We start from the raw sequence: 17,123 nt of genomic DNA, 5'->3' as shown, positions 1-17,123 counted from the left end.
CTAGGGCTTTTGGCCATCGGCCGCCGATCCGCTGGAGACCTCACTGGCGGCGGCTAGGTTGAGCGGCCGAGCCAATTGGGTCGGTGCGGCCCGACCGCGCAGCTCCACGACCTCGGCGACATCCCAACACAGCGCCTCGGCATCGAGCGCGCCGCTGACCGCTATCGCCGACGCCAGCACATGGCCCTGCTCGAGTTTGGCCAATTCGGTAAGACGAGCGGCTTCGTTTACCGGATCGCCGATCACGGTGTATTCGAAGCGGGCTTGGGCACCGATGTGGCCCGCGATGGCCCGGCCGGCCGACACCCCGATGCCGAACTCCGCGGAACCCAGCACCGGGATGAGTTCGTCGTGCAGTTGGCGTGCGGCGCACAGGGCGGCACCGGCACCGTCCGGATGTTCGATCGGCGCGCCAAAGATCGCCAGCGCGGCGTCACCCTGGAATTTGTTGACGAATCCGCCGTGTCGGCCGACGGTGTCCACCACCACCCGGAAGAACTCGTTGAGCAGATGCACCACCTCGGCGGGCGGTCGTGTCGCCGCCAGCTGGGTTGACCCCACCAGATCGACGAACAGCACCGCCACGTCGCGTTCCTGCCCGCCTAACTCGGTGCCGCGCTCGATGGCCCGGCGAGCCACGTCTTCGCCCACGTAGCGACCGAAGAGGTCCCGCAGCCGCTGCCGTTCGGACAGGTCGCGCACCATGTCGTTGAAGCCCGCCTGCAGTAGGCCCAGCTCACTGGCGTCGTAGATCTGCATGTGGGCGTTGTAGTTGCCGCGCTGCACCTCCGACAGCGCCCAGCGCAGCTGCCGCAGTGGATCGGCGATGGACATGGCCACCAACAGCGTGCTGGCCGAGCCGATCGCCAAGGCGGCCAATGCGAGCAGCAGGATGGGATTGAACAGCTTGTCCGGGGAGGCATGCAGGATGGCCATCTTGTCCGACACCACGGCCAGCACGATCGCCAGCAACGGCACCGCGGTCGATAGCACCCAAGCCAGCATTAGCCGCAAGATGACGCCGGGTGCCCGCAGGTTCTCCGGTACCCCGCTACGCAGTGCGGCGACCGCCACGGGGCGCAGCACTCGCTCTGACTGTAGGTAGCCGATGATCGCGGTCGCGGTCGCACCCAATGCGGTGGCGACCACGACGACGGGGGCGGCGTAGCGGGCGACCGACCAGCTGGCGAGGATGAACACCACGCTGCCGACGGCCCAGGAGCCGACGCTGATCAGCGTGCGGTAGAACGGCATCCGCAGGGCGCGGCTGCGGGCCAGTTCGGTGGCGGACGGGTCGGCCTCGACGACCAGGTTGTCGCGGCGCTGCCAGCGAAACACCGGCACCAGTAGCTTGAGGTTCAAGGCGAACCCGGCGGTGAACACGACGAACACCGAGCAGATGAAGATCACCAAATTTCGTGGCGGTAGATCCTGCAGCTCGACGCGATCGTGTGGGGGGAGACCGTATCGCAAAAAGCCGAGCACAAACAGGCCCCCGATGATGTCGGCCTGCAGCATGCTCAGCGAAAACACTGGCCACGGGGTGCGCACGACCCACCGGACGAACGCATTGATTCGCCCGGGCAGTGCTGCCACGGTAGCCATGTGCCCACCGTATCGGGCGGTGGGGACTCGTCGGAACTTACGAACGCCCCGGCAAGTCGCTGGAACCGACCGAAAGAAGGCAAAAGATAACGGATTTGTCGCAAAACGGCAGCCAATCGGTATCCGTCGGCGCGGGCGAATAGTGTCGACGGTCATGTCTGGGGTGTTTACGCGGCTGGTGGGCCAGGAGGCGGTGGAAACCGAGCTGCTTGGGGCCGCCAACGCGGCCCGCGGTGATTCCAGTCACAGCCTGGCGGGCCACGGGAATATGACACACGCCTGGTTGATCACCGGCCCACCGGGTTCGGGTCGGTCAGTGGCCGCACTGTGCTTTGCCGCGGCGCTGCAGTGCACGTCGGACACCGAACCTGGCTGTGGACGCTGCCGGGCCTGTCTGACCACGATGGCCGGGACCCACGCCGACGTGCGCCGGGTTATTCCGGAGGGCCTATCCATCGGGGTCGATGACATGCGGGCGATCGTGCAGATCGCGTCTCGCCGGCCCACCACCGGACGCCACCAGATCGTGCTGATCGAGGATGCCGATCGCTTGACCGAGGGCGCGGCCAACGCCCTGCTCAAAGTGGTTGAAGAGCCGCCGGCTTCGACGGTATTCCTGCTGTGTGCGCCGTCGGTCGATCCCGAAGACATCGCGGTCACGCTGCGGTCGCGATGCCGGCATGTCGCCTTGGTGACGCCGTCCACCGCGGCGATCGCCCAGGTGCTGATCGACGGCGACGGACTGGCCGCCGAAACCGCGAACTGGGCGGCCGCGGTCAGCGGTGGCCACGTGGGTCGGGCGCGACGGCTGGCGACCGACCCCGAAGCCCGGCAGCGACGTGAGCGGGCATTGGGGTTGGTGCGTGACGCCGCGACGCCGTCGCGCGCCTATGCCGCCGCCGAGGAGCTGGTTGCCGCCGCAGAAGCCGAGGCCCTGGTGCTTACGGCCGATCGCGCCGAAGCCGAGACAGAAGAGCTACGGACGGCCCTCGGGGCCGGTGGCACGGGCAAGGGCACCGCCGGCGCCATGCGCGGGGCCACCGGCGCGATCAAAGATCTCGAACGGCGGCAGAAATCCCGGCAAACCCGGGCCGCGCGTGATGCGCTGGACCGGGCGCTGATTGACTTGGCCAACTATTTCCGCGACGCGCTGCTGGTCTCCGCCAACGCCGACCGGGTGCGGGCGAACCACCCGGATATGGCGGAACGCGTCGCCGCACTGGCCGACCATGCCGCGCCCGAGCGGTTGTTGCGGTGCATCGAGGCCGTGTTGAACTGTCGCGAAGCGCTGTCGACGAACGTCAAGCCCAAGTTTGCGGTCGATGCGATGGTTGCCACCATCGGTCAGGAACTGCGGTAGTCATTCGTCGGGTTGATCCGGACTTGGGTGGGCCCGCCCGCCTGCCGTAGACTCGTGCCGCCCGGAACGAGGGCAGCAATAGAGGTACCGCCGCCTTAGCTCAGTCGGTAGAGCGATTCACTCGTAATGAATAGGTCAGGAGTTCGATTCTCCTAGGCGGCTCCAAACGTGCAGGTCAGGCTAGGTTGCCCAAGCCGATGAAGTCAGCCGTGCGGGCCGGTCGCGCCGGGGGTGCCCGGTGTTCCGGCGATGCCGTCGCTGCCCGCTACGCCGCCCGTACCACCGGTACCGAACGTCCCTGCGCCGCCTCCGGCGCCACCGGCGCCGCCTTCGCCAGCGGCGCCCGTGGAACCGTCGATCCCGGCGTGGCTGAAGAGTAGCCCGCCCTGTGTGCCCGCACCGCCCACCGAACCGGTGGGGCCGCCCTCACCGCCGTCCGCGCCGTTGCCGCCGTTGCCGCCGTTGCCGCCGTTGCCGCCGTGGTTGGTCCCGGAACCGCCGTCGCCGCCCGCGGCACCGGTGCCGCCGGCACCGCCGACGCCACCGTTTCCAGCCACACCGCCGCTACCTCCATTGCCGCCGTCGCCGATCAGCAGCCCACTGTTGCCGGCGTCACCTCCCCTGCCGCCGGCGCCGCCCTCGCCGCCGGTGGCCATCGAAGCCCCACCATGGCCGGCCGCGGCGCCGGCGCCACCTTCGGCAGTTATGCCCGCGCCATTGCCGCCGTTGCCGCCTATAGCGCCGTTGCCGCCGGCGCCGCCGGTACCGCCCGTCCCGCCGAGGCCGCCGTCGCCGCCGTTGCCGCCGTTGCCGAACAGCATCCCAGCGGCGCCGCCGTTACCGCCATGGCCGCCGTCGCCGCCGTTGCCGCCGGTCGCGATGGAGGCGTTGCCGTCGCCGCCCGTACCGCCGTCCCCGGCGACGGCGTCGGCGCCGGAGATGGCTCTAGCGTCTCCGCCGGCTCCACCGCTGCCGCCCGCACCGCCGGTAGCGCCGGTACCCCCCATCCCGCCGGTGCCCCCGGCGCCGCCGGCTCCACCGCTGCCGATCAGCACCCCGCCCCGGCCGCCGTCGCCGCCGGTGCCGCCGCTGCCGCCGGCACCCCCGGCAACATCGGTGGCGAATCCGTTGCCCCCGGCGCCGCCCTTGCCGCCGTGAGCCGTGCCGAGCTGGCTCTTGGCTGTCCCGCCGTCACCGCCGTCGCCACCCGCACCGCCGGGAATTCCGCCCTGGGCGCCATTGCCGCCGTTGCCTGCGGCGGCGTTGCCGGTGGAGGTTGTCTCGGCATTACCGCCAGCCCCGCCATCGCCGCCGTTGCCGCCCGCACCGGCGAATCCACCCGAACCCCCTTCGCCCCCCTTGGCAGGCCCGTCGATGGTCGATGTAGCAGACCCGCCAGGCCCACCGGTGCCGCCGGACTCGTTCGGTCCGCCGGGGTCGCCGATGACCCCGTTTCCGCCGGTTTGCGCACCATTACCTTCCACGGAGGCTCCGGCCTTGCCGGTTCCGGCGGGGCCCGTGGGGGTGGGATTGACACCGTTGGCCCCGGCCAGCCCGGCGCCACCCTGTCCGCCGCGTCCGCCGTCACCGAACAGCATGGCGTTGCCGCCATGACCGCCCAGCCCGGGAGCGCCGCCGTTGACGCCCGCCATGGCGGTCCCGCCTTGGCCGCCGGCGCCGCCATTGCCCCACAGCAGCCCCCCGGTGCCCCCGGTGCCACCGGCGGCACCGGCCCCGCCGGCACCGCCGGTGCCGCCGCTGCCGAGCAATCCCGCATCGCCGCCGGCCCCGCCGTTCTGCCCGGCCGCACCGGAACCGCCGTTGCCGCCGTTGCCGATCAAGATCCCGGCGGCTCCGCCGTTTGCTCCGCTCCCCGGGGCACCGTCGGCCCCGTTGCCGATAATCGGGCGGCCCAGCAGCGCTTGAGTAGGAGCATTGAGCAATCCGAGGACGCCCTGCTGCAGGGTTTGCAGCGGCGCGGCGTTGGCGGCTTCAGCGCTGGCGTATGACAGCCCGGCTCCGGTCAGCGTTTGGATGAACCGCTGATGAAATTGCTCGGCTTGGGCGCTCAGCGTCTGATAAGCGCTGCCGTGCGACGAAAATAGGGCGGCTATCGCCGCCGATACCTCATCGGCGCCAGCGGCCTGCAACACGGTGGTTGGCAGGGCGGCAGCAACATTCGCAGCGTTGAGTGCGGCATCGATACGCCCCAAATCCGTTGTCACCGAGGCCAGCATTTCTGACGCTACGACCACGTAAGACACTGCTGCGCTCCCTGGAATGCATACGCCACTACTGCGCGCCAACGGTACCGCGATTTTGATCCAAAGTTCTTGTGTTGGAGAAAATTTCGCAAACAACTAATTCACCCGCGGCCGAATTTCCGACGGTGTTTACCCGGGAGCCAGGAAGCCTACCGGCCCGGACGCGACGCACACCGCCAACGCGGTGGTATTGGCGCGCAACGTGATCGCATCTCCGGCACCGGGCAGCCGCGCATAGACTCGATTGAGACCCGGATGCACCGGGACCTTCCGCTCGGGTCCGTCGGACAGCGCCAGCGTTATCGAGCCATCACTGTTGGCCAGATAGTTCAATTCCACAGTCCAATCGGCGGGCAGCAACGGACCGTCGAGCACCAGGCGCGCTGGCTGGTCTGGCTGCGCGAAGTATCCGCACTGGGGCACCGGGCCGGGCGCTATCGTACGGACCCACGTCACGCGCGCGTCAACCAGCCGCCCTGTGCTGTCAAACATTCGCAATCGTGTTGTTGCCGAGGAAAATTCGGGACGATTCGGCAGCAGGGCGAACATATGACTGGCCAGGTTCTCCGGCCAGGCTACCCGCTGCAGCACCAGCGGATCGACCTCCTGGTCAAGCAGCGACGCGTTTGAATCCGCTTGTGCCATAGCCAAACTCGCCTGTGCGCTCTGCAGGTAGGGCTTGGCCGGGTTGTCCCGCCAGCTGGTCAGAAAGGTCGCGGTCGAGTAGAGGCTGCTGGCCAGGAAGAGAGCGGCCACCACGATGATCGCGCCTGCTCGCGCAGGCGAGGCGTCCAGCCACCGCGACGGCCGACTTGGTGCGGTGCACGCAACGGCGGCCAACAACGTCAGCACGACCACCAGATCGGGGAAGTACCGCAGCGTCTGGGCCAACTCCAGGGCGGTGAATCGCGACGAGCGCATCAGGTATATCGGCACCTGGCACGCGACGACATAACCGGCGGCGGTCAACCAGACCAGGCCGATTCGTCGTTTGCGGATTAGCGACAGACCAAGCATTCCCAGGAGCACCAGCCAGCCCAGGGCCATTACCACCGGTGTTGGTGTCGCCCACGGAGATGACGGTGCCCAACGTTCCCACCGCCACGGCCCGCCGGCCAGACCGGGCACGATCCCGTGCGTTATCGAACGACGCAGCAAATCCCAGGTCATCGCCAGATCCGAACTCCAGCGCTGCTGGTCGACAACGTATAGGTACAGCGCCACCCAACCGGCCGTGAGTGCTGCGGATGTCGCCCACAACCGGATGCCGGCCCGCCAGACCGTGCGCACCGCGCTTGGTCCACCACCCACATGGCATAGCAATGCCGTGATCGCGAAGGCGACGAATGGGATCACCGCGGACTTCTCGAAGAACAGCAGGCCGGTGAAGTAGACCAGGACGCCGGTCACCGCGTATCGCTGGCGGCCGGTGCGGATCAGCAGGACCGCATCGCCACATACCCAGGCCAGCGCCGCCAGCATCGGCAGCGAGTTGAGTGCGGCCGCCCACCACGCGAACCCGGGCACACCCAGCGGCGTGAACAGGGCGAATGTCAGGGGAATCAACAACACCCGGCGCCAGCCGAGGATGACGTACAGGGCGCGCAGCAGCGCCAGCGATGCCAGCAGCTGCAGTGCCACCAGGCTGATCGCCGGTCCGGCCCAGTTCAGCGGTGCCAGCCGAATGATGGCGCCGGCGACCAAAAAGGCGCCCGGCATCACGTGGCCATCGTGATCGTCGAGCAGGTAGGACGGTGACAGCAAGCCGTGGGTGCCGGCTCTGCCGACCAGGATCAGATCGTCCCAATAGAAATAGCCCCGGAAAGCCAGCACCGCGCGGATCCCCAGCTGCATGGTGATCAGCGCGGCGGCGGCCAACGCGACCCGAGGAATGGGTCTGATCCGGGCGGGCATGCTTATTTCTTACCGGTCGGTATGGTGGGCCGGTGCGTGCACTGGTCACCGGCGCAGCCGGTTTCATCGGATCCACACTGGTTGACCGTCTGTTGGCGGACGGCAACATGGTGGTCGGGTTGGACAATTTTGCGACCGGTCGCGCGACCAACCTCGAGCATCTGGCCGACAACCCCGCGCATGACTTCATCGAAGCCGACATTGTGACCGCGGACTTGATGGCCATTTTCGACCAACATCGACCCGAAGTCATCTTTCATCTGGCGGCACAGATCGACGTCCGCCGCTCGGTCGCCGACCCTCAACTCGACGCCTCGGTCAACGTCGTCGGAACCGTGCGGCTCGCCGAGGCCGCGCGGCGCGCCGGGGTCCGCAAGGTCATCCACACCTCGTCGGGGGGATCGATCTACGGCACTCCGCCGGAGTATCCAACGAGCGAAAAAGTGCCCACCGACCCGGCGTCACCGTATGCTGCTGGCAAGGTCGCGGGGGAGATCTACCTCAATACCTTCCGCCATCTCTATGGGTTGGACTGTTCCCACATCGCGCCGGCCAATGTCTACGGCCCCCGCCAGGATCCGCACGGCGAGGCCGGCGTGGTGGCCATCTTCGCCCAGGCGCTGCTGTCGGGACAGCCGACCAAGGTCTTCGGTGATGGCACCAACACCCGTGACTACGTATACGTCGACGACGTGGTCGACGCCTTTGTCCGGGCGTCCGGCGACGTGGGTGGCGGTCAGCGCTTCAACATCGGCACCGGCGTGGAAACCTCGGACCGCCAGCTGCATACGGCGGTCGCAGCGGCCGTCGGCGGCCCAGACGACCCAGAGTTCCACCCGCCGCGGTTGGGTGACTTGAAGCGGTCCTGCCTCGACATCAGCATGGCCGAACGGGTTTTGGGCTGGCGCCCACAAGTCGAGCTGATCGACGGCGTGCGCCATACCGTCGAGTACTTCCGGCACGTCCCCACCGGCTGATTACCGCGCGCCGGGTCACTGTGGGTCTGGTACCTGGGCTCCCTCGATCGCTATGGCCCGGGCCAGGCGTGCGTAGCGCAACTCCAAGTCCTTGAACCGCATATACGTGCTCAGCGTGGTGAAACTGAAGGCCATGATCAGCGCGTAGAGCATCAGATCGGTGCCGCGGCGTACCCCAAACCACTGGGCGACCACCGTGGTGTCGTCCGGTCGCAGCACCGCATAGATACCGGCCAGCACGAATAAGACGTAGCCGACCTTGACCCAGGCCCGCGACCGCGCGCTTCGGCGCGAACGCAGCAGGTAAAACAGCAGCGCGATGATAGACCCGATCAACAGCACCTGGATCCAGTTCATCGCCGTATCCTTCCGCGCAAAAACCCGTCGAAGATAATATTGACGCCGTTGAGCAACGGTTGGCCTTTCGACTTGGAGTAATCGGTGTAGAGCACCTCGACCGGTTCTTCCGCTACCCGCCAATGGTTTTCAGCGATCAGCATGATGATTTCGGTGGCGTGACTCATGCCGCTCATGGTGATGTTCAGCCCGTCGGCGACGGTCTTGTTGAACACCCGTAGCCCGTTGTTGGTATCGGTCAGGCCAAGCCGGCGTCCTCGCCGGCTCAACCGTGCCGCGGTCTGCAGCACGATTCGTTTCAGCAATGGCGGTCGGCTGCCGACGGGCCTGCCGAATCGCGTTCCGATGACGACGTCGACGTCGCCCGAGGAGAGCCGGTCGACCATGGCGGCCAGGTCTTTGACTCGATGTTGGCCGTCGGCGTCGAAGGTGGCGAACGCCTGGGCGCCCGGCTGCTTGCGGGCGTACTCCACGCCGGTCTGAATGGCCGCACCCTGGCCGAGATTGATCGGGTGGCGCACCAGATATGCCCCGGCGCGCAGGGCAATATCACCCGTGCCGTCGGTGCTGCCATCATCGACGCACACGACATGGTCGAAGACCGACCGCACGTCGGCGATCACGTCGCCGATGACGGCGGCTTCGTTGAAGGCGGGGATGACGATCCAGACGTCGGGGTAATGCATTTCGGTATCCATTTCAAGGCCATCCAAGCCCACAAGTTACACGCTCGATCGGGTTCGTCACCTGCTCAAGGGTCCGACGCGCGCCAACGCCGCTAGATGAACGCCGATTCCCACCAGCGGACCGCACAACAACGCGATCACGGTGCGGGCTTCCAAGGGCAGCGGCAATAGCAGTAACAGGCCCGAGGCCACGGTCGCGCCGACCCAGCCCACCGCGTAGGCACGATGCAACGCGGCGGCCACCGTGCCGGCACCGGTGAGCGTCAACATGGCGATGGCTACCGCTGCGGCCGTTAGCCAGGCCAGCAGCGCACTGCTGGCCTGATATTCCTGCCCAAACGCGACACGCAGCACCCACGGGCCGACCATGCCCGCCGCCAGCACGCCGACCGCGCCGATCCCGCCGATCACCGCCGCGGGCGAAATCAGCGCCCGAAGCCGGTGAGTGCTCTGGTCGACGAAGTGAGCGATGAGGTTGCCCTGCATGGCTGTTAGCGGCACCAGTAGCGGCGCACGGGTCAACGTCACAGCCAGAATGACGACGCCGCCCTGGGTGCCGAGCTGGTCTGAGGTGACCTTGAGTAGCACCGGGAAACCCATCACCAGAATCGCACTAGCGCCCGCCGCGGTGATCGAATGAGCAGCGCCCCGAAGGAATGTCGCGGTGTTGCCAGGTGTCAGCAGGTGCGCCGCGGTGCGCGTGGTGGGTGAGGACACCAGCATGATCAGCCAGGCCAACGAACCGGCCACGGTTGCCCACAGAAACCCGACCAGGCCCCAGCCGATGACAAACGTCGCGGCGGCAACCGCGACCCGGATGACCGCATCGGTGACCATCAGCGATCCGTACTGGGTCCACCGGTTGGTGCCGGCCAGCATGCCCAGCAGCGTGGCATGTAGACAGAATCCGACGAGCCCAAAGCTGAGCAGTATCACCGACAGCCAGCGCGCTTCGACAAACACTCGCCCGCTCCACAGCGGTGAACTGCCGGCAATCACCACGGCCGAAACCACGCCGATCGTCGCGGCGACCCGCAGGGGATGGGTGCGGCCACCGTCCGGCACGACGTCCATGTACTGCATCGAGCGGACTTCCCGGGTGGATTCCTGCAGCAGGCCGTTGGCGGCGCCGGTGACCAGTCCGAACGCGCCCCAGAACACCCCGAACACCGAGAAACCGCTCGGTGCCAGATTGCGGGCAGCCAAATAGATCACGGTGTAACCGCACAGCGCGGTTACCGCGGTCGCGGTGCCCACCCGCGCGACGCTGCCGCGTGCGATCGCCCCCCCGGAGACACCCGCAGCGCCCGCCGTACCCCCGACTTCTGTCACCCTGGCTGCACTAACCGCCAGCTGAGCCGATTCGGCACCGCGTTTGAAGCCACGCTTGCAAATACTATGCGGGCCGCGCGCCTGCCCTCGCGACGCCGCTCAATCGCGCCCAGCTGGAACCCACCGCCGAGTCGGTTTGCGCCAGGTTGTTGCCGGCGGCGTGCACCTGTTGCCCATGTGAGTCGGCTTGCCGGTAGATCGCCTGGAGGTTGCGGCCCAACCGGGTGCTGAACTCTTGGCAGGCTACCGAACCCGCACCGCCCACAAGTCACCGGTGGCCCTCCGATCGATCACCCCCTATCCGCCTCGAGCCGCGGTATAACGCTGGGCCGTGACTAGACCACATGCGGATTGGCTCCACCGCGGCCCAGCATCCCGCCGGGCGTGCCGGCCCCGGCGCCAGTTCCCATGGGCATCGTCGGCGTGCCGCCGGCGCCGGTGGGGGCGGCCGCTGCCGTGGCGATGCTCGCCGGGGCTCGGCCCCGACATCGCCGAAACGCCATCGCGGTGGACAGCGATCCCGTCCAGGTTGGCGGCACCGATATCGCACCCTCCGGGAAACTCCGGGACCATCTCGCCCGCTGGCGTTTGACACGGGAATGGTCCTGCACACTGCTGGGTCTGTGACTGTCCGGGTGACTCCGATCACGGCAACCATCGCGGATCTGGTTGAGTCGTCGGTGAGGGGAGTGTCTCAGGCCTGGCTCGAGGAGCTCTTGGGTAAAGATGAAATGTACAGGCCAGCCGATGTCTGGGCCGGCATCGTGAAGCCGACATCCGGTCGCAGTATTCCGGTCGGCGCTCGGAAAGGACCCATGACCACTACGTGGATCCGTGTGTTCGGGTTATCGCTGCTGGTAACCGTCGCGGCATTTTCCATCGGCTATTGGCACGGCGGGCCGACGGCTCTCTTCCTGCTGGCGGTGCTCGCGGTCCTCGAGGTGTCGCTGTCGTTCGACAACGCCATCATCAACGCCACGATCCTGAAGCAAATGAGCCGGTTCTGGCAGCAAATGTTCCTCACGATCGGCATTTTGATCGCGGTGTTCGGGATGCGGCTGGTCTTTCCGCTGGGTCTGGTCTGGGCCACCGCCGGGCTCAACCCCGTGCACGCAATGAATCTGGCGCTGCATCCGCCGCCCGACGGCGCACAGGAATTCCCCGATGGCTCGCCGAGCTATACAACGCTGATTGCCGCCGCGCACCCGCAGATCGCGGCATTCGGAGGGATGTTCCTGCTGACGCTGTTTTTGGACTTTGTTTTCAACGAACGCGATATCAAGTGGCTGAAGTGGATTGAGGCCCCGTTTGCCCGGGTGGGCCGGCTCGGTCAAGTCCACGTGATGGCGGCCTGTCTGGCGCTGGTCGTCGTTGGCCCAGCGGCAACTGGCACCGATGACGAGCTGGCGACGGTCATGGTGGCTGGGCTGCTGGGCCTAGTGACCTACCTGATCGTTAACGGTTTGAGCCGGGTGTTTCAGCCCGTGGAGCCCGGCGCTACACCGCCACAGCATGGTGTAGCGGGGGCGGTGGGTAAGGCGGGCTTCACGTTGTTCCTCTATCTGGAGGTGCTCGACGCGTCCTTCTCCCTGGACGGAGTCACCGGAGCCTTCGCGATCACCAGCGACCCGATTATCATCGCGCTGGGTCTGGGCCTGGTGGGTGCCATGTTCGTCCGTTCCATCACGATCTATCTGGTCCGCCACGACGCCGTGGACCGCTACATCTACCTGGAACACGGTGCGCACTGGGCCATCGGCGCGCTGGCGGTGATCATGCTGATGTCCATCAACCACCGCCTGCAGATCCCAGAGTGGATCACCGCCTCGATCGGCGTGGTGTTCATCGGCGCGGCGTTCACCAACAGTGTGGTGCGCAACCGCCGGGTCGCGCGGTGAAGCTTGGCGGATCAATGCCCGTTGGTCTTGAAGCGCTCCACAGATCGCTGCACCTCGGCCTCGGCCTCCGTCTTGCCGACCCAGTCGGCCGCCTTGACGAACTTGCCCGGTTCGAGGTCTTTGTAATGCACAAAGAAGTGCTTGATCGCTTCGAGTTCGAAGGCCGGTACATCGGCGATGTCCTGGATGTGATCCCAACGGTGGTCGCCGGCCGGGACGCACAGCACCTTGTCGTCGCCACCCTTCTCGTCCACCATCCGAAACATTCCCACCGGACGGGCCTCCACCAACACGCCGGGAAACAGCGGCTCGGGCAGCAGCACCAGCGCGTCCAGCGGGTCGCCGTCTTCGCCCAGGGTGTCCTCAATAAACCCGTAGTCGGTCGGATACGCCATCGGGGTGAAAAGGTAGCGATCCAGCTTCACCCGGCCGGTCTCGTGATCGACCTCGTACTTGTTGCGCTGGCCCTTCGGAATTTCGATAGTCACGTCGAATTGCATCGCGTGGCTCCTTTGCCTGAGCGAGGCCAAAAGAGGCCTGGGAGTAGGTCAAATGCGTCGGGTGACACCCTAGTGCAGCGGTCCTGTGGACCTGATGCGTGGCTGGTTCGGCACAATGGGACGCAGATTGACAGGAGACTCCATGGGACCCAAACGTTGGCGAAAAACCACCCACGTGTTGGTTGGGGTGGCGGTGCTGGCGTTTGTCGCCGCCGTGGTGGCGGCCGCAGCGTTTTTTACTACCGGTAGGCACGGCGCCGGTGGGCGTTTGCCCGTTCCGCCACCGCGACCTCCGACGGTCAAGCCGGGGGTGACCCCAGTGGCAGAGACCGCCACCGCACCTATTGCGGGTGCGGTGGCCGCGGCGCTCGCCCAAGTCGCCGCGGATCCCAACTTGGGCACGTTGGGCGGACGGGTCAGCGATGCCTTGACCGGGCAGGAACTGTGGCGCCAGCTCGATGACCTGCCACTGGTGCCCGCATCGACGAACAAGGTTCTGACCGCCACGGCGGCACTGCTCACACTGGACCGGCAGGCGCGGATCAGCACTCGGGTGGTGGCCGGCAGTCGAAATGCCCAGGGGCCGGTGGTACTGGTGGGCGCCGGGGACCCGACGCTGTCGGCGGCGCCACCGGGTGTCGACACCTGGTACCGCGGTGCCGCCCGCATCAGTGGCCTGGTGGAACAAATCCGCCGCAGCGGCATGACGCCGACGGCGGTGCAGGTCGACATCTCCGCGTACTCGGGGCCGACGATGGCGCCCGGATGGGACCCCGCGGACATCGACAACGGTGATATCGCACCGATCGAGGCGGCCATGATCGATGCCGGGCGTATCCAACCGACAACCGTCAACTCCAGACGATCACGCACACCCGCCCTGGACGCCGGACGCGAACTGGCGAAAGCCCTCGGCCTGGATCCGGTATCGGTGACTATCGGTCAGGCTCCAGCTGGTGCACGGCAGTTGGCCGTGGTGCAGTCGGCGCCGCTGATCGAACGGTTGTCCGAAATGATGAACGCCTCTGACAACGTGATGGCCGAGTGCATCGGTCGCGAGGTGGCGGCCGCCATCAATCGCCCGCAGAGCTTTACCGGCGCGGTCGACGCGGTGACCACTCGGTTGAACACCGCACACATCGACACCGCCGGGGCGGCGCTGGTGGATTCCAGCGGTTTGTCGGTCGCCGACCGTTTGACGGCGCGGACCCTGGACGGCGCGATGCAGGCCGCGGCGGGACCGGACCAGCCCTCGTTGCGGCCGATGCTGGATTTGCTGCCGATCGCCGGCGGCAGCGGCACGCTGGGCGAACGCTTCCTCGACCGCGCCACCAACCTGGGCCCGGCCGGTTGGTTGCGGGCCAAGACGGGCTCGCTGACCGCCGTCAACTCCTTGGTCGGTGTGGTCACCGACAGCAGCGGACGCGTGCTCACGTTCGCGTTCATCTCCAACGACGCCGGTCCGAACGGTCGCAATGCGATGGATGCGCTGGCCACCAAGTTGTGGTTCTGCGGGTGCGCGACGTGACCACATCGTCGGAGCTGACCCTCGGCAACGCCGTCGATTGGCAGTTCGCGGCCACGGTGGGCGAGCGGCTGGCCCGTCCGGATCCGCCGTCCACCGATTACACCCGGCGCCAAGTGATTGACGAGTTGATGCGCGCCGCGGAGCGGGCCGAACCGCCGGTGCGCGAGGTTACCGGCCTGATAGCCGACGGCGTGGTGTCGTCGGCTCGCGTCGTCGACCGCCCGGCCTGGGTCCGCGCGGCCGCCGAATCGATGCGGGCGATGACAAACGGTGCGGATCGGCCGCGAGGATTCCTCACCGGCCGCATTACCGGCGCTCAGACGGGCGCCGTGCTGGCGTTCGTGGCCTCGGGCATTTTGGGCCAGTACGATCCGTTCGCGGCTGCCGCTGCTCCTGAGGCCGAGGCGGGGGCTCTGCTGCTGGTGTATCCCAACGTTCTTGCGGTCGAGCGCCAACTGCGGGTCGATCCCTCCGACTTCCGGCTGTGGGTCTGCCTGCACGAGGTCACTCACCGGGTGCAGTTCACCGCGAACCCCTGGCTGGCCGGCTACATGCAGAATGCGCTGTCATTACTCACCCGCGAGCCCGCCGACGATATTGGGCAGGTGGTGAGCCGGCTGGCCAGTTTCGTGCGCAGCCGCGGCGATTCTGCGGATTCCTCGGGTGATGCCGGCGGTAACGCGACGGGGATTCTGGGCCTGGTACGTGCGGTTCAATCCGAACCGCAACGTCAGGCCCTGGACCAGCTGTTGGCGCTCGGCACACTGCTGGAAGGCCACGCCGAGCATGTCATGGATGCGGTGGGGCCGGTGGTGGTGCCGTCGGTGGCCCTGATCCGCCGCCGGTTCGACGAGCGCCGGCAACGCAAGCAGCCGCCATTGCAACGGCTGTTGCGTGCGCTGTTGGGCTTTGACGCCAAGCTCAGCCAATACACCCGCGGTAAGGCCTTTGTCGACGATGTGGTGAGCCGGGTCGGTATGAAGCGGTTCAACACGATCTGGTCGGGTCCGGAGGCGCTGCCCCTGCCAGCTGAGATCGAAAACCCGCAGCGATGGATCGACAGGGTGCTGTAGCGCAGCTGCGCCGCGCGGCTGAGCAGTTCGCGACGACCTTCCTCGCCACCTCCGACCGCTGGTGCGTCGGGCTTTCCGGGGGTCCGGATTCGCTTGCGCTGACCGCCGTCGCGGCGCCGCTGCTTCCCACGACCGCTCTGATCATCGACCATGGATTGCAGGCCGATTCGGCCCGGATCGCGGAAACCGCTCGGGTGCAGGCGATCTCGCTGGGATGCAAAGCGGCGCAGGTGCTTCGCGTCCAGGTGGGTGACCCGGGCGGTCCGGCAGGTGGCCCGGAGGCGGCGGCGCGCGCCGCCCGGTACACGGCCCTAGATGCCGCCCGACGGGAGGCCCCGGTGCTGTTGGCGCACACGCTCGACGATCAGGCCGAGACGGTGCTGCTTGGCCTCGGCCGTGGGTCCGGGGCGCGGTCGATTGCGGGGATGCGCCCGCACGATCCTCCGTGGTGCCGGCCATTGCTGGGCGTGCGACGCAGTGTGACCCATGCCGCGTGCCGGGAACTGGGGCTTTCGCCGTGGCGGGATCCGCACAACACCGATCGGCGCTTCACCCGAACTCGGTTGCGTCAGGAGGTGCTGCCACTGCTGGAGGATGTGCTGGGCGGGGGTGTGGCCGAAGCGCTGGCCCGCACGGCGAGGGCACTGCGCGAGGACACCGATCTGCTCGACGCGAGTGCCGCCGAGGCGCGACCGCACGTGAGCACGGGTTCCGCATTGGATGCCGCTGCGCTGGCCTTACTGCCTGACCCGGTGCGTCGGCGGGTGATCCGTAGCTGGTTATTGGACGGCGGCGCGATTGGGCTGACCGACAAGCAGATCCGCGCGGTGGACAGGCTGGTTACCGCTTGGCGTGGTCAGGGTGGAGTGGCGGTGGGGTCGGCATTGCGCGGTCAGCGATTGGTCGTCGGACGGAGCGACGGCGCGCTGGCATTGCGGCGCGAGCCGGTTTGACGGCGCAAAAACGGGGACTGCCGTTGGTCGCCGACCCGGGGACATGGCACGCTGTGGACGTGACCCAGAGTTCCTCGGCGATCACCCCCGGACAGGCGGTGGAGCTGTACCCGGGCGACATCAAATCCGTGCTACTCACTGAGGAGCAGATCCAGCTTCGTGTTGCCGAGCTGGGCGCCCAGATTGGCAACGACTACGCCGACCAGTCGATCGCCGACGGGCAGGATTTGCTGTTGATCACCGTGCTGAAGGGCGCCGTGCTCTTCGTCACCGACCTGGCGCGTGCCATTCCGCTGCCCACCCAGTTCGAGTTCATGGCGGTGAGTTCCTACGGATCGTCGACGTCGTCGTCGGGGGTGGTGCGGATCCTCAAGGACTTGGACCGCGACATCCATGGGCGTGATGTGCTGATCGTCGAGGACGTTGTCGATTCGGGCCTGACGCTTTCCTGGCTGTTGCGCAATCTCAAAAGCCGTCATCCGAAGTCGTTGCGCGTGTGCACCCTGCTCCGTAAACCCGACGCGGTACGCGCCAACGTCGACATCGCCTACGTAGGGTTCGACATTTCCCACGAATTCGTCGTCGGGTACGGCTTGGATTATGACGAGCGCTATCGCGACCTGTCCTATATCGGGACCCTGGACCCCAAGGTTTACCAATAGCCCTGCCAGTAAGC

General features: G+C 67.1%; 15 protein-coding genes, 1 tRNA gene and 1 pseudogene. 8 read left to right on the top strand and 9 right to left on the bottom strand.

Annotated features, from left to right (window positions below; translation table 11 throughout):
- On the bottom strand, nucleotides 1-1,605 hold the full coding sequence (locus MB901379_RS21985; protein ID WP_158018535.1) for an adenylate/guanylate cyclase domain-containing protein: 1,605 nt from the start codon (nucleotides 1,603-1,605) through the stop codon (nucleotides 1-3).
- Between the two features lie 154 nt (nucleotides 1,606-1,759).
- Between MB901379_RS21985 and MB901379_RS21980 the strand changes: the two genes are divergently transcribed.
- Together MB901379_RS21980 and MB901379_RS21975 are read left to right on the top strand one after the other, a co-directional pair.
- The gene (locus MB901379_RS21980; protein ID WP_158018534.1) at nucleotides 1,760-2,965 is read left to right on the top strand and encodes a DNA polymerase III subunit delta'; all 1,206 of its coding nucleotides are present in this window, start codon (nucleotides 1,760-1,762) and stop codon (nucleotides 2,963-2,965) included.
- 89 nt (nucleotides 2,966-3,054) lie between these two features.
- A tRNA-Thr gene (locus MB901379_RS21975) sits at nucleotides 3,055-3,130 on the top strand.
- Nucleotides 3,131-3,168: 38 nt separating this feature from the next.
- On the opposite strand, the gene MB901379_RS21970 is transcribed toward MB901379_RS21975, so the two are convergent.
- Together MB901379_RS21970 and MB901379_RS21965 are read right to left on the bottom strand one after the other, a co-directional pair.
- The gene (locus MB901379_RS21970) at nucleotides 3,169-5,229 is read right to left on the bottom strand and encodes a PE family protein (protein ID WP_158018533.1); all 2,061 of its coding nucleotides are present in this window, start codon (nucleotides 5,227-5,229) and stop codon (nucleotides 3,169-3,171) included.
- A gap of 129 nt (nucleotides 5,230-5,358) precedes the next feature.
- The gene (locus MB901379_RS21965; RefSeq protein ID WP_158018532.1) at nucleotides 5,359-7,143 is read right to left on the bottom strand and encodes a hypothetical protein; all 1,785 of its coding nucleotides are present in this window, start codon (nucleotides 7,141-7,143) and stop codon (nucleotides 5,359-5,361) included.
- A 32-nt stretch (nucleotides 7,144-7,175) separates the two neighbouring features.
- On the opposite strand from MB901379_RS21965, the gene MB901379_RS21960 reads away from it, so the two are divergent.
- Nucleotides 7,176-8,120 carry an NAD-dependent epimerase/dehydratase family protein gene (locus MB901379_RS21960; protein WP_158018531.1) on the top strand — a complete coding sequence of 315 codons (945 nt, stop codon included), beginning with the start codon at nucleotides 7,176-7,178 and terminating at the stop codon, nucleotides 8,118-8,120.
- A 15-nt stretch (nucleotides 8,121-8,135) separates the two neighbouring features.
- On the opposite strand, the gene MB901379_RS21955 is transcribed toward MB901379_RS21960, so the two are convergent.
- The 5 genes and pseudogenes from MB901379_RS21955 to MB901379_RS24870 form a co-directional block, all read right to left on the bottom strand.
- The gene (locus tag MB901379_RS21955) at nucleotides 8,136-8,477 is read right to left on the bottom strand and encodes a DUF2304 domain-containing protein (protein WP_158018530.1); all 342 of its coding nucleotides are present in this window, start codon (nucleotides 8,475-8,477) and stop codon (nucleotides 8,136-8,138) included.
- Nucleotides 8,474-9,175 (bottom strand): glycosyltransferase family 2 protein, encoded by a 702-nt coding sequence (locus tag MB901379_RS21950; RefSeq protein ID WP_158019372.1) that lies wholly within the window; start codon nucleotides 9,173-9,175, stop codon nucleotides 8,474-8,476. The genes MB901379_RS21955 and MB901379_RS21950 overlap by 4 nt, the downstream gene beginning before the upstream one ends.
- 45 nt (nucleotides 9,176-9,220) lie before the next feature.
- Complete coding sequence (locus tag MB901379_RS21945; protein ID WP_158019373.1) at nucleotides 9,221-10,516, bottom strand: hypothetical protein; 1,296 nt, start codon at nucleotides 10,514-10,516, stop codon at nucleotides 9,221-9,223.
- A 43-nt stretch (nucleotides 10,517-10,559) separates the two neighbouring features.
- Nucleotides 10,560-10,757: pseudogene (locus MB901379_RS21940) on the bottom strand (hypothetical protein); the annotation flags it as partial.
- A 73-nt stretch (nucleotides 10,758-10,830) separates the two neighbouring features.
- A complete protein-coding gene (locus MB901379_RS24870) occupies nucleotides 10,831-11,034 on the bottom strand; it encodes a hypothetical protein (RefSeq protein ID WP_269462772.1) in 204 nt (67 codons plus the stop codon).
- Nucleotides 11,035-11,310: 276 nt separating this feature from the next.
- Between MB901379_RS24870 and MB901379_RS21930 the strand changes: the two genes are divergently transcribed.
- Entirely contained in the window at nucleotides 11,311-12,393 is a 1,083-nt protein-coding gene (locus MB901379_RS21930) for a DUF475 domain-containing protein (protein ID WP_158018528.1), read from the top strand.
- An 11-nt stretch (nucleotides 12,394-12,404) separates the two neighbouring features.
- Here the strand turns inward: MB901379_RS21930 and MB901379_RS21925 are convergent, their stop codons facing one another.
- The gene (locus MB901379_RS21925; protein ID WP_158018527.1) at nucleotides 12,405-12,893 is read right to left on the bottom strand and encodes an inorganic diphosphatase; all 489 of its coding nucleotides are present in this window, start codon (nucleotides 12,891-12,893) and stop codon (nucleotides 12,405-12,407) included.
- A gap of 142 nt (nucleotides 12,894-13,035) precedes the next feature.
- Between MB901379_RS21925 and dacB the strand changes: the two genes are divergently transcribed.
- From dacB to hpt, 4 genes are read left to right on the top strand one after another with little or no spacing between them, the layout of a single operon-like run.
- On the top strand, nucleotides 13,036-14,421 hold the full coding sequence (dacB, locus tag MB901379_RS21920) for a D-alanyl-D-alanine carboxypeptidase/D-alanyl-D-alanine endopeptidase (RefSeq protein WP_158018526.1): 1,386 nt from the start codon (nucleotides 13,036-13,038) through the stop codon (nucleotides 14,419-14,421).
- On the top strand, nucleotides 14,418-15,494 hold the full coding sequence (locus MB901379_RS21915) for a zinc-dependent metalloprotease (protein WP_158018525.1): 1,077 nt from the start codon (nucleotides 14,418-14,420) through the stop codon (nucleotides 15,492-15,494). Before dacB ends, MB901379_RS21915 begins: the two co-directional genes overlap by 4 nt.
- Nucleotides 15,473-16,447, top strand: coding sequence for a tRNA lysidine(34) synthetase TilS (tilS, locus tag MB901379_RS21910; RefSeq protein ID WP_158018524.1), 975 nt, complete (start codon nucleotides 15,473-15,475; stop codon nucleotides 16,445-16,447). Before MB901379_RS21915 ends, tilS begins: the two co-directional genes overlap by 22 nt.
- A 53-nt stretch (nucleotides 16,448-16,500) precedes the next feature.
- Nucleotides 16,501-17,109 (top strand): hypoxanthine phosphoribosyltransferase, encoded by a 609-nt coding sequence (gene hpt, locus MB901379_RS21905; protein ID WP_158018523.1) that lies wholly within the window; start codon nucleotides 16,501-16,503, stop codon nucleotides 17,107-17,109.
- The last annotated feature ends 14 nt before the right edge of the window (nucleotides 17,110-17,123 follow it).

The sequence above is a fragment of the Mycobacterium basiliense genome (assembly GCF_900292015.1).
Classification (GTDB): domain Bacteria; phylum Actinomycetota; class Actinomycetes; order Mycobacteriales; family Mycobacteriaceae; genus Mycobacterium; species Mycobacterium basiliense.
Note: the sequence above shows the minus strand (reverse complement) of the source record. Positions and strands in the feature narration are given on the sequence as shown.

What these genes read in the sequence shown, in the direction of transcription:
- MB901379_RS21955 (WP_158018530.1), bottom strand. Translation starts at nt 8,477, where the DNA reads ATGAACTGGATCCAGGTGCTGTTGATCGGGTCTATCATCGCGCTGCTG.
- MB901379_RS21930 (WP_158018528.1), top strand. Translation starts at nt 11,311, where the DNA reads ATGACCACTACGTGGATCCGTGTGTTCGGGTTATCGCTGCTGGTAACC.
- tilS (WP_158018524.1), top strand. Translation starts at nt 15,473, where the DNA reads ATGGATCGACAGGGTGCTGTAGCGCAGCTGCGCCGCGCGGCTGAGCAG.
- MB901379_RS21980 (WP_158018534.1), top strand. Translation starts at nt 1,760, where the DNA reads ATGTCTGGGGTGTTTACGCGGCTGGTGGGCCAGGAGGCGGTGGAAACC.
- MB901379_RS21950 (WP_158019372.1), bottom strand. Translation starts at nt 9,175, where the DNA reads ATGGATACCGAAATGCATTACCCCGACGTCTGGATCGTCATCCCCGCC.
- MB901379_RS21965 (WP_158018532.1), bottom strand. Translation starts at nt 7,143, where the DNA reads ATGCCCGCCCGGATCAGACCCATTCCTCGGGTCGCGTTGGCCGCCGCC.
- MB901379_RS21985 (WP_158018535.1), bottom strand. Translation starts at nt 1,605, where the DNA reads ATGGCTACCGTGGCAGCACTGCCCGGGCGAATCAATGCGTTCGTCCGG.
- dacB (WP_158018526.1), top strand. Translation starts at nt 13,036, where the DNA reads ATGGGACCCAAACGTTGGCGAAAAACCACCCACGTGTTGGTTGGGGTG.
- MB901379_RS21925 (WP_158018527.1), bottom strand. Translation starts at nt 12,893, where the DNA reads ATGCAATTCGACGTGACTATCGAAATTCCGAAGGGCCAGCGCAACAAG.